11 protein-coding genes are annotated in these 10,683 nt (G+C 75.3%); 3 read left to right on the top strand and 8 right to left on the bottom strand.

The features are described 5' to 3' along the window. Positions 1–207: 207 nt before the first annotated feature. Complete coding sequence (locus CTKZ_RS12820) at positions 208–672, bottom strand: LysM peptidoglycan-binding domain-containing protein (protein ID WP_124343316.1); 465 nt, start codon at positions 670–672, stop codon at positions 208–210. A 308-nt stretch (positions 673–980) separates the two neighbouring features. On the opposite strand from CTKZ_RS12820, the gene lexA reads away from it, so the two are divergent. After that, positions 981–1,700, top strand: coding sequence for a transcriptional repressor LexA (gene lexA, locus CTKZ_RS12815; protein WP_235843471.1), 720 nt, complete (start codon positions 981–983; stop codon positions 1,698–1,700). 132 nt (positions 1,701–1,832) lie between these two features. Then, entirely contained in the window at positions 1,833–2,108 is a 276-nt protein-coding gene (locus tag CTKZ_RS12810) for a DUF7218 family protein (RefSeq protein WP_124343317.1), read from the top strand. A gap of 120 nt (positions 2,109–2,228) precedes the next feature. Here the strand turns inward: CTKZ_RS12810 and CTKZ_RS12805 are convergent, their stop codons facing one another. The 3 genes from CTKZ_RS12805 to hflX all read right to left on the bottom strand — a co-directional run bounded on the left by CTKZ_RS12805 (position 2,229) and on the right by hflX (position 7,012). Then, positions 2,229–3,230, bottom strand: coding sequence for an L-lactate dehydrogenase (locus tag CTKZ_RS12805; protein WP_124343314.1), 1,002 nt, complete (start codon positions 3,228–3,230; stop codon positions 2,229–2,231). A gap of 105 nt (positions 3,231–3,335) precedes the next feature. Further along, a complete protein-coding gene (locus CTKZ_RS12800) occupies positions 3,336–5,456 on the bottom strand; it encodes an ATP-dependent DNA helicase (RefSeq protein ID WP_124343313.1) in 2,121 nt (706 codons plus the stop codon). Positions 5,457–5,491: 35 nt separating this feature from the next. Continuing rightward, the gene (gene hflX / locus CTKZ_RS12795) at positions 5,492–7,012 is read right to left on the bottom strand and encodes a GTPase HflX (RefSeq protein ID WP_124343312.1); all 1,521 of its coding nucleotides are present in this window, start codon (positions 7,010–7,012) and stop codon (positions 5,492–5,494) included. A gap of 110 nt (positions 7,013–7,122) precedes the next feature. Here hflX and CTKZ_RS12790 point away from each other — a divergent pair, with 110 nt between their 5' ends. Further along, the gene (locus tag CTKZ_RS12790) at positions 7,123–7,734 is read left to right on the top strand and encodes a class I SAM-dependent methyltransferase (protein ID WP_124343311.1); all 612 of its coding nucleotides are present in this window, start codon (positions 7,123–7,125) and stop codon (positions 7,732–7,734) included. Between the two features lie 79 nt (positions 7,735–7,813). Here the strand turns inward: CTKZ_RS12790 and CTKZ_RS12785 are convergent, their stop codons facing one another. The 4 genes from CTKZ_RS12785 to CTKZ_RS21595 all read right to left on the bottom strand — a co-directional run. After that, the gene (locus CTKZ_RS12785; RefSeq protein ID WP_124343310.1) at positions 7,814–8,293 is read right to left on the bottom strand and encodes a TlpA family protein disulfide reductase; all 480 of its coding nucleotides are present in this window, start codon (positions 8,291–8,293) and stop codon (positions 7,814–7,816) included. Next, a complete protein-coding gene (gene dapF, locus CTKZ_RS12780) occupies positions 8,290–9,282 on the bottom strand; it encodes a diaminopimelate epimerase (RefSeq protein ID WP_124343309.1) in 993 nt (330 codons plus the stop codon). The genes CTKZ_RS12785 and dapF overlap by 4 nt, the downstream gene beginning before the upstream one ends. After that, positions 9,279–10,235, bottom strand: coding sequence for a tRNA (adenosine(37)-N6)-dimethylallyltransferase MiaA (gene miaA, locus CTKZ_RS12775; RefSeq protein ID WP_124343308.1), 957 nt, complete (start codon positions 10,233–10,235; stop codon positions 9,279–9,281). Before miaA ends, dapF begins: the two co-directional genes overlap by 4 nt. Further along, positions 10,232–10,683, bottom strand: a 452-nt coding sequence (locus CTKZ_RS21595) for a class III extradiol ring-cleavage dioxygenase family protein (protein WP_200829736.1), incomplete at its 5' end; no start/stop codon positions are given. The genes miaA and CTKZ_RS21595, both read right to left, overlap by 4 nt.

Genomic DNA, 10,683 nt, shown 5'->3' with positions numbered 1-10,683 from the left:
GGGGACTCGCGTCCCAGATCACGGACCGACTCGCCTCGGTCCGGCGCGGTGCTGCGGCGCGGGGCGATGCGAGCACCACCTCGGCCACACCTCGACGAGCCCCCCAGCCCGTTCGATGAGGTAAGCCTAACCTACTGAGCCACAGCCCCCTCGTCAACGCTCCTCCCAGCGGCGCCCCCGCCTTCCCCGCAGGGGCGCCGCCGAGACTCAGGAGCGCGGCAGGAGGATCTCCTGGCCCGCCATCAGACCGGCGTTGGGGAGGTCGTTGAGACGCACCAGCTCGAGGACGACGTCGCGCACGTCCTCCCCCGGCGCGGCGACCTGCTGCGCGAGGCCCCACATCGTCTCCCCCTCGAGGACGACGTGACGCGTGACCTCGACCGCGGAGCTCACCGGACCGTCCGCCGACGCCCGCGCGGCGATCGTCGAGACACCTATCGCGAGCAGCAGGCCGAGGACGACGACCACGAGACGACCGCGTGCGGTCAGCTGCAGCGGCGCCTGCTCCGCGGTCGCCCGGACACGCGCGTCGTCACGCCCGGCACCGGTCGCGACCGGTGTCCGACCCGCCGGCGCGACGGAGCGGGGTGCAGGCGGCGTCGACAACCGGACGACCCGCAGGTTCGGACGCACCGTTCCCGGCCCCGCCGGCGACAGCACCGCAGCGCTCATGTCGACTCTCCGCTCCTTCTGGTTCGAACGTCTGTTCGTCGAACGTCTGTACGATGTCTACCACCCGGCTCCGACACGCGTCCAGACGAGATCGAACAGATGTTTGATCTGGCTGCTCGCACTGCCTAGGCTGGCCGCGCAGGACAAGCGCACCACCGACCACTGACACCGCCCGGGTCCGCCCGGTCCGGACGCAGGTCAGCAGCGGTGCGCACGGTCCGGCACCGAGCAGGCGGCGACCGGCCGACGACGTCAGGAGGGCTGCAGTGAGCACCAGCGGGGACACCACGACCGGCACACAGGACCGGGTGGCGACCGTCCACGCGCTCCCCGACGGCCCGGACGGGGCCGACGGTCTCACCGCGCGCCAGCGCCTCGTGCTCGACACCATCCGGGCGTCGGTCGAGTCGCGCGGCTACCCGCCGAGCATGCGCGAGATCGGCGAGGCCGTCGGCCTCACGAGCCCGTCGAGCGTCAAGCACCAGCTCACGGCCCTCGAGCGCAAGGGCTACCTGCGCCGCGACCCGAACCGACCGCGCGCGATCGAGGTCGTCCACCCCGACGACTCGCGCGGCGTGTCCACCTGGACCGCGCCCGACGGCACCCGCACGCCCTTCTCCGCACCCGTCACCGGGGACGACGAGCAGGTGCCCAGCCCGTCCTACGTCCCGGTCGTCGGCCGGATCGCCGCGGGCGGCCCGATCCTGGCCGACCAGGTCGTCGAGGACGTGTTCCCGCTCCCGCGCCAGCTCGTCGGTGACGGCGAGCTGTTCCTGCTCCGCGTCGCGGGCGACTCGATGATCGACGCCGCCATCTGCGACGGCGACTGGGTCGTCGTGCGCCGCCAGCCGGTCGCGGAGAACGGCGAGATCGTCGCGGCCATGATCGACGGCGAGGCGACCGTCAAGACGCTGCGCCGGGCCGACGGTCACGTCTGGCTGATGCCGCACAACGCGGCCTACGCGCCGATCGTCGGCGACGAGGCGACGATCCTCGGCCGGGTCGTCTCCGTCCTGCGCAGCCTCTGACGTCCGGCCGCGCTCGTCCGCGCGGACACGGGACCGGTGGACGCCGATGTCGCGCGCGTGCGGCTCGGCGAGGTCGGCGCGACGCTGGTCCGGGGTGAGGACGACGCCCCGGACCTCGACCGAGGAGCCACGATGCCCGGACGGATGCGAGACCCCGGCCCCAGCGTGAAGGACGCGCAGCTCTACGAGCGGCTGCGCGACGAGGGGAACAGCAAGGAGAAGTCGGCGCGCATCGCCAACGCCGCCGCCGGCTCGTCACGGTCGGCCGTCAGCCGCAAGGGCGGCCGCTCGGGCGACTACGACGACTGGACGGTCGACGACCTGCGCAAGAAGGCGGCGGACGTCGGCATCGAGGGGCGGTCGCGCATGCGCAAGTCGGAGCTCATCGACGCGCTGCGGTCGCACTGACGCCCATCGGAACCGGGTGTGCGGCGATCGCCGCACACCCGCTCGCCACGACCCGCGGCGCCGCCACGCGCGACAGCGCGCCCCGGCGCCGCGAGATCGACCGGCGAGCAGGCGACGAGGTCAGAACCCGAACTGGCGCGCGACGTCCTTGACGGCCTCGGCGGAGCGTCGCAGGCCGGCGAGCTCGTCGGCCGACATCGGCACCGCGAGCCGGTCCTCGACCCCCTTGGCGCCGACGACGGCGGGGACGGAGAGGCACACGTCGGAGATCCCGTAGTAGTCGTCGAGCAGCGACGACACGGGCAGGATGCGGGACTCGTCGTTGAGGACCGCCTCGATGATGCGCGACCCGGCGAGCGCGACCGCGTAGTTGGTGGCGCCCTTGCCCTCGATGATCTGGTAGGCGGAGTCGACGACCTCGCGCGCGATCCGCTCGCGCACCTCGGAGGTCAGCGCGCCGCCGCGCCCGCCGAGGCCGTTCCACTCGAGCAGCGGCACCGCGCCGATGCTCGCAGAGCTCCAGAGCGGCAGCTCGCTGTCGCCGTGCTCGCCCGCGACGTACGCGTGGACGTTCTGCACCGCGACGCCCGTCTCGCGCGCGATGAGGTAGCGCAGCCGCGACGAGTCGAGGACGGTCCCGGAGCCGAACAGCCGCGACGGAGGCAGCCCCGAGATGCGCAGCGCGGCGTACGTCACGACGTCGACCGGGTTGGTGACCATGACGTACGTCGCGTCGGGCGCGACCTCGACGACGGCCGGGAGGACCTTCCGGACGAGCGAGATGGTGGCCTCGGCGAGGTCGAGGCGCGTCTGGCCGGGCTTCTGCTTCGCTCCGGCGGTGAACATGACGATGTCGGCGTCGGCGCACACCGCGATGTCGTCCGACCCGACGACCTGGGCCATCGGCATGAACTGGATGCCGTGCCCGAGGTCGAGCGCCTCCGCCTGCACCTTGGCCTTGTTGATGTCGTAGAGCGCGACCGTGCGGGCCGCACCGCGCATGAGGGCGGCATAGGCCATCGTCGACCCGACGGCGCCCGCCCCGACGATCGCGAGCTTGGACGTCCGGCGGCGCGGGACGTGCGGCGTCACGGCGTCGTCGAGGTCAGGGGTCTCGGTCATGGGGGTCTCCCGCGTCGTCGTGCGACCGCCCGGGTCCGGGTCGGTCGGGGTGCGCGTCGGCGCCGGCCACGAGCACCGGCGCCGCACGTCGGCGCAGCTCTGAGGCTAGTCGTCCCCGGTGAGGCGGCGCAGGGCGGACACGGCGACGTCGCGCTCGGTGGTCCGCCAGAAGCCCGGCAGCGACCGGGCGAGGAACTCGCCGTAGCGCGCGGTGACGAGCCGCGGGTCCAGGACGGCGACGACGCCGCGGTCCTCGGTCGTGCGGACCAGACGTCCCGCGCCCTGCGCGAGCAGCAGCGCGGCGTGCGTCGCGGACACGGACATGAAGCCGTTGCCGCCCGCCGCGGCGACCGCCTCGGTCCGGGCCGAGCGCACGGGGTCGTCCGGGCGCGGGAACGGGATGCGGTCGATGAGGACGAGGCGGCACGCGGGTCCGGGCACGTCGACGCCCTGCCACAGCGACAGCGTGCCGAACAGGCACGTCGGCTCGTCGGCGGCGAACTGCGCGACGAGCGTCGGGAGCTGGTCGTCGCCCTGCAGCAGCACCGGCACGTCGAGCCGTTCCCGCATCGCGAGCGCGGCCGCCGTGGCGGCGCGGCGCGACGAGAAGAGCCCGAGCGTGCGCCCGCCCGCCGCACGGACGAGCGCCTCGATCTCGTCCAGCTGCGCGTCCGTCGCGGGTTCACGCCCGGGCGGGGGCAGCCGGCGCGCGACGTAGAGGATCCCCTGCCGGGCGTAGTCGAAAGGGCTGCCGACGTCGAGGCCGTGCCAGGTGAGCGACCCGGGGTCGTCGGCCGCGTCGGTGCCGGCCGCGACGTCGAGCGCGTCAGCGTCGTCCTGCGCACCCGGCAGACGCGACGGGCCGACGGGTTCGGCGTCAGGCCGGACCTCGAGCCCGACGGACCGGGCGACCGGGTCGAACGAGCCGCCGAGCGACAGCGTCGCCGACGTGAGGACGCCCGTCCGCCCGCCGAGCAGGTGCGTGCGGATGAGGCCGTTCACCGCGAGCGGTGCGGCGTGCAGGCGCGTGAGGACGCCACCGCGCCGGTCCTCGCCGCGCGCGCACCACAGGACCGTGTGGCGGTTGTCCTCGGGGTCGGCGGCCATGCGGTCGGCGACCTCGAAGAGCGCGAGCATCGCGGACGCGGCCATCTTCAGCCCGCCGTCGGGGGCGGCCGGACGCCCCGCGGTCGAGTCGGGCTTGAGCGCGCTCAGCAGGGTGCGCGACGCGTCGCGGACCGCGGCGACGGCATCGCGCGCGGCGTCGGGCAGCCCGTCGGGGAACCGGCCCTCGGGCAGCTCGACGAGCACCGCCGCGAGCGCCTGCGCGGCCGCGTCGAGGTCGGTCGTCGGCACTCCCCCGTGTCGGCGCGCGAGGCGTGCGGCGTGGTCGACGGTCGCGAACGACAGGTCGGACGTCGCCTGCGCGGTGACGCGGTCGGTGAGCTCGTGCGCCTCGTCGACGATGAGCACGTCGTGCTCGGGCAGCACGCCCGGGGAGCCGGAGGCGGCGATGCCGAGCATCGCGTGGTTCGTCACGACGACGTCCGCCTCGCGCGCCGACGCCCGCGCACGTTCGGGGAAGCACTCCTCGATCATCGGGCAGCGCGCGCCGAGGCACTCGAGCGAGGTCACCGACACCTGCCGCCACGCGCGGTCGGTCACGCCGGGGACGAGGTCGTCGCGGTCGCCCGTGTCGGTCTCCTCGGCCCACTCGCGGAGCCGCAGGATCTGCTCGCCGAGCGACTCGCTGCCGTCGCGTCGTCCGGCCCCGGCGGGTGCGGGGTGGTCCGCCGCGCCCGCGTGGTCGCCGAGGTCGAACAGCGTGCCGGGCTCGTCCTCGGGGTACCCGCCCGCGACCTTGTGCACGCACAGGTAGTTGTGCCAGCCCTTGAGGAGCGCGATGTGCGGTCGGCGGGGCAGCCGGGGTGCGAGCGCGTCCGCGACGAGCGGCAGGTCGCGCGTGACGACCTGCCGCTGGAGTGCGAGCGTCGCGGTCGAGACGACGACGTGCTCGTCCGCGAGCACCGCGTGCCGGACCGCGGGGACGAGGTAGCCGAGCGACTTCCCGGTGCCGGTCCCCGCCTGGACGAGCAGGTGCTCGCCGGTCTCGAGGGACCGCGAGACGGCCTGCGCCATCGCGTGCTGACCGTCGCGGCGGGCGCCGCCGAGGGCGCCGACGGCGAGGTCCAGGAGGTCGTCGACCGTCGGTTCCGCATCGGGCACCGCGACAGCGTAGTCGCGGTCACCCACGCCGCCGGTCAGGCGGTCCGGACCGCCGCCGCGGTGAGCTCGGCCGCGAGCTGCTGGTCGACGCGCGCGCGCAGCGCGGTGCCGTGGGCCGTGTGCTCCTCGTGGTCGATGTCACCGTGCTCGTGCACCCGGCTGACCAGGTCACCGCGGTCGTATGGGACGACGACGTCGACGGCCACGCCGGGACGCGGCAGCTGGTCCGCGATGAGGGCCTGGAGCTCCTCGACGCCCTCGCCCGTGTGGGCGGACACGACGACCGAGTGCACCTCGCGCGACCGGAGCCGCGTGATCGCCTCGTCGGACGCCCGGTCGGCCTTGTTCAGCACGATGATCTCGGGCACGTCCATCGCGCCCGGGATGTCGGCGAACACGTGCCGCACGGCCGCGATCTGCCCCTCCGGGTCGGGGTGGGACGCGTCGACCACGTGCAGGATGAGGTCGGCGTCGGCGACCTCCTCGAGCGTCGACCGGAACGCCTCGACGAGCTGGTGCGGGAGCGCCCGCACGAACCCGACGGTGTCGGCGAGCGTGTAGACGCGCCCGTCGGTCGTCTCGGCGCGGCGGACCGTCGGGTCCAGCGTCGCGAACAGCGCGTTCTCGACGAGCACCCCGGCGTTGGTCAGCCGGTTGAGCAACGACGACTTGCCGGCGTTGGTGTAGCCCGCGATCGCGACCGACGGGATCGCGTTCTTGCGACGGGACGCGCGCTTGGTGAGCCGGGCCGGCTCCATCGCCGCGATCTCGCGGCGCAGCTTGGCCATGCGGTTGCGGATCCGGCGACGGTCGAGCTCGATCTTCGTCTCACCGGGACCGCGCGAACCCATACCGGCGCCGGCGCCGCCGACCTGGCCACCGGCCTGCCGGGACATCGACTCGCCCCAGCCGCGCAGGCGCGGGAGCAGGTACTCGAGCTGCGCGAGCTCGACCTGCGCCTTGCCCTCCCGGGACTTGGCGTGCTGGGCGAAGATGTCGAGGATCAGCGCGGTCCGGTCGACGACCTTGACCCGCACGATGTCCTCGAGCGCACGACGCTGCGAGGGGGCGAGCTCGCCGTCGACCACGACGGTGTCCGCGCCGACCGACGCGACGAGCAGCGCGAGCTCGGCGGCCTTGCCCGACCCGAGGTAGGTCCCCGGGTCGGGGGTGCGGCGACGCTGGATGACGCCGTCGAGGACCTCGGAGCCGGCGGTCTCGGCGAGCGCCGCGAGCTCGCGCAGCGAGACCTCGGCGTCCTCGGCGGTGCCGGTGCCCCAGACGCCGACCAGCACGACCTTCTCCAGACGGAGCTGCCGGTACTCGACCTCGGTGACGTCCTCGAGCTCGGTCGACAGGCCCGCGACCCGGCGGAGCGACGTCCGCTCCTCGAGGTCGAGCTGGTCCCCGTCGTAGGTGGAGTGGACGGTGCCGCCGTCCTGCAGCGCGGTGCCGGCCCGGGCGAGCACACGCGCGACGACGTCGTCGGCGACGTCCTGCACGGAGCGAGGCTCGTACGCCTCGGTCTCGTGGGTGGTGTGCTGCGGGTCGTTCACGCGGTGCCTCTCGGATCGGCTTCGTCGGCTGCGCTTCCAGGGTCGCACGCGCTCCCCCGGGGTGCGATCCATTTCGCTGCGGGCCGAGCGTGCGCGGGTAGGGTCGGCGCGTGAGCGGCCAGGACCACTACTTCACCGCGCAGCCCGCGTCCCCGGTCGAGCTGCGCACGCTGACCGTCGAGCTCGCCGGGCGACCGGTGCAGGTGCAGACGGCGGGCGGTGTCTTCTCCCCCGACCACGTCGACCACGGCACGCAGGTCCTGCTGCGGACCGCTCCTCCGCCGCCGTCGACGGGCGACCTGCTCGACCTCGGGTGCGGCTGGGGGCCCGTGGCGCTGTCGCTCGCGCTCGAGTCCCCCGACGCGCGCGTGTGGGCCGTCGACGTGAACGAGCGCGCGCTCGACCTGGTCCGGCGCAACGCCGCGGCGCTCGGCCTGGGCAACGTCGTGGCGGCCCTGCCCGACGAGGTCCCCGACGACGTGCGGTTCGCGACGATCCGGTCCAACCCGCCGATCCGCGTCGGCAAGGACGCGCTGCACGCGCTCCTGCTGCGCTGGCTGCCGCGACGTGCGGCGGGCGGCGACGCGCACCTCGTCGTCGGGAAGAACCTCGGTGCGGACTCGCTGCAGCGCTGGCTCGCCGCGACCCTCGGCGGTGGCGTCGTGGTCGAGCGGTCCGCGAGCGCCAAGGGGTTCCGGGTCCTGGTCGTGCGGGACGCCTGAGCCGGTCACCCGCGCGCCGCTGACGGGACCCGTGATCCGGCGTCGCCGAGGCGCCCCGGCGTCCCGGCCGTCTCGCCCGTCAGGACCGGGCGGTCTCGGGAGCCGCCACCGCCGACGCCTCCGCGATCGCGGCGCGCAGCTGCGCGAGCGACGGCACGCCGGTCGCACGTCGTCGGACCCGACCGGCCGCGTCGAGGACCAGGACGGTGGGCGTCGACAGGATCGCGAGCCGCTCGCCGAGGTCCAGGTGGTCGGCGACGTCGAGGTCGACGTGCGTCACGCCGTCCGCGGTGCGCAGCGCGTGCTCCGCGATCTGGCGGGTCCGGCGGCACGGCACGCAGAACGTGCTGGAGAACTGCACGACGGTCGCGCGCGCACCGAGGGGCGTGCCCAGGTCGCCCGAGGTCAGCCCGACGTCAGGCGGCGGCACGGCCGGGCGACCGTCGACCGTCGGAGCGGCGTCCGCCGACGGCACGGCCGAGCCACCCTGGACCGTCGGGACGGCGTCCACCGTCGGCCCGAGCCCCACGGCGTGGGCGGTCCGCGCGGCGTCGGTCATCGGCCCGCGGACCCCGCGACTGCCGTGAGGTCGACGGTCGCGGTCGCGACGAGGACCGCCGGACCCGCGAGCTCGACGTGCCCGTCGGGCAGCGCGGTCACACGCACGGTGCCGCCGGGGACGTCGACGAGCCAGACGTCCGGGGCTCCCGCCCCGGCCCACGTCCGCACCGCCATGGCGGCCGCGCACGCACCGGTCCCGCACGACCTCGTCTCGCCGACGCCGCGCTCGTGCACGCGCATCGCGACGTGCCCGACGAGGGTGCCGTCGGCGGCGTGGTCCTCGGCGAGCGGCACGACGAGCTCGACGTTGGTGCCGTGCGGCGGGACGGGACGGACCTCGGGCGCGCGGGTCAGGTCCGCGGCGGCGAGCTCGTCGGGGCCGGCGAGCGCGAGGACCGTGTGCGGGTTGCCGACGTCGAGCGACAGCGCGGGGCGGACGTCGTCGAGGCCCGGGACGTGCACCTGCGCGTCGAAGCCCGCCTGCACGGCCTCGTCGCCGCCGGGGACGGACCAGCGGCCCATGTCGACCGCGTACCAGACGTCGTCGTCGAGACCGGCCGGGACCGGCACGCGGCGCACCCGGCGCACGCCCGCGCGGGTGCCGAGCACGAGCTCGTCGTCCGCGTCCCACAGGCCGAGGCGCTGCGCGAACGCCGCGAAGACGCGCACGCCGTTGCCGCACATCTCGGCGACCGAGCCGTCGGCGTTGCGGTAGTCCATGAACCACGTCGCGGACGGGTCCTCCGCGAGCACCGCGCTGCCCTCGGGGAGCAGGCGGCTCGCGACGAGGCGGATGACGCCGTCGCCGCCGAGGCCCGCGCGGCGGTCGGCGAGCTCGCGCACGAGCGGTGCGGTGAGGTCGAGCAGGCCGTCGCGGTCGTCGACGAGCACGAAGTCGTTCTGGGTGCCGTGGCCCTTGGTCACCGGCAGGCCGACCGCGAGGGGCAGGTCGGCGGGCGCGTCGGCGGACACGGGGACGGTCGTCATGACCCCAGACTACGGCGGGGCGCGGGGTCGTCGGTGGCCGGCCCGAGCGTTCCGGCGTCGGCGCGCGCGACGAGGTCCAGCGCGCGGTCGACGAGGTCCGGGTCCTGCGCGTCGAGCCAGTGCACGCGCGGGTCGCGACCGAACCAGCCCATCTGCTTGCGGGCGAGGCGTCGCGTCCCGGCGGTCGTCGCGGCGCGCGCCTCCTGCTCCGTGAGCTCGCCGCGGAGCAGCGCGGCGACCTCCGCGTACCCGACCGCGCGCGACGCCGTCCGGCCGAGACCGCGCGCGAGCAGGCCCTCGACCTCGGCCACGAGACCCGCGGCCCACATGCGGTCCACGCGGCCCTCGACACGGGCGTCGAGCGTCGGACGGTTGCAGTCGAGCCCGATCTGGACGGCCGGGACCTCGTAGACGTGCTGCGGGAGCGACGCCGAGTAGGGACGGCCGGTGAGCGCGATGACCTCGAGGGCGCGCACGACGCGGCGGGCGTTGCGCGGCCCGATGCCGTCGGCGGCGACCGGGTCCGCGGCCGCGAGCTCGGCGTGCAGCGAGCGCGACCCCTCCTGCTCGACGCGCTCCTCGAGCCGGGCGCGCAGGTCCGGGTCCGTGCCCGGGAACTCCATGTGGTCCAGCAGCGCGCGGACGTAGAGCCCGGACCCGCCGACCGCGACCGCGCGGGCACCCCGCGCGTCGAGGTCCGTGAGCGTCGCGCGCGCCCGCTGCTGGTAGTCGGCGACGGTCGCGTCCTGCGACGGCTCGAGCACGTCGAGCAGATGGTGCCGCACGCCCCGACGCTCGTCGACGGGCACCTTGGCGGTGCCGATGTCCATGCCGCGGTAGAGCTGCATCGCGTCGGTGTTGACGACCTCACCGCCGAGCGCGAGCGCGAGCGCGATGCCGAGGTCGGACTTGCCCGTGGCGGTGGGGCCGACCACCGCGACGACGAGGCTCACGCGGACGCCCCCGGGTGCGTCGTGGTGCCGTCGACGGCGGACGTCCCGACCGGTGCGCCGGCGACGGGCCTGTCGGACGGCACCTGCCACAGCGCGACCGCGTGGTGCGCGCCGAGCGACACGTCCTCGGCGAGCAGGGTCGCGTCGACCGGTCGCGGCCCGACGGCGCCGAGGAGCACCTGCCAGGGCGCCCAGCCGGACACCGCGAGGGCCGAGGCGAGGCCGGCGTCGAGGGACCCGAGCCGCGTGCGCGCCCCGGTGTCGCCCGACCCGAGGTCGGCGGCGAGCGACGCGTCGAGCGCGGGGGCGCGCTCGTCGTCGGCCAGCGGGGCGTCAGGCCCGTGGCGACCGCTGCCCGACCCCACGACGACCAGCGCGAGCGGTCCCTCGGCGTCGGCCACGAGCTCGGCACCGCGTGCAGCCAGCGCCGCGGCGGGCCCGGCGGCGG

Source organism: Cellulomonas algicola (assembly GCF_003851725.1).
GTDB classification, from domain to species: Bacteria; Actinomycetota; Actinomycetes; order Actinomycetales; family Cellulomonadaceae; genus Cellulomonas; species Cellulomonas algicola.
Note: the sequence above shows the minus strand (reverse complement) of the source record. Positions and strands in the feature narration are given on the sequence as shown.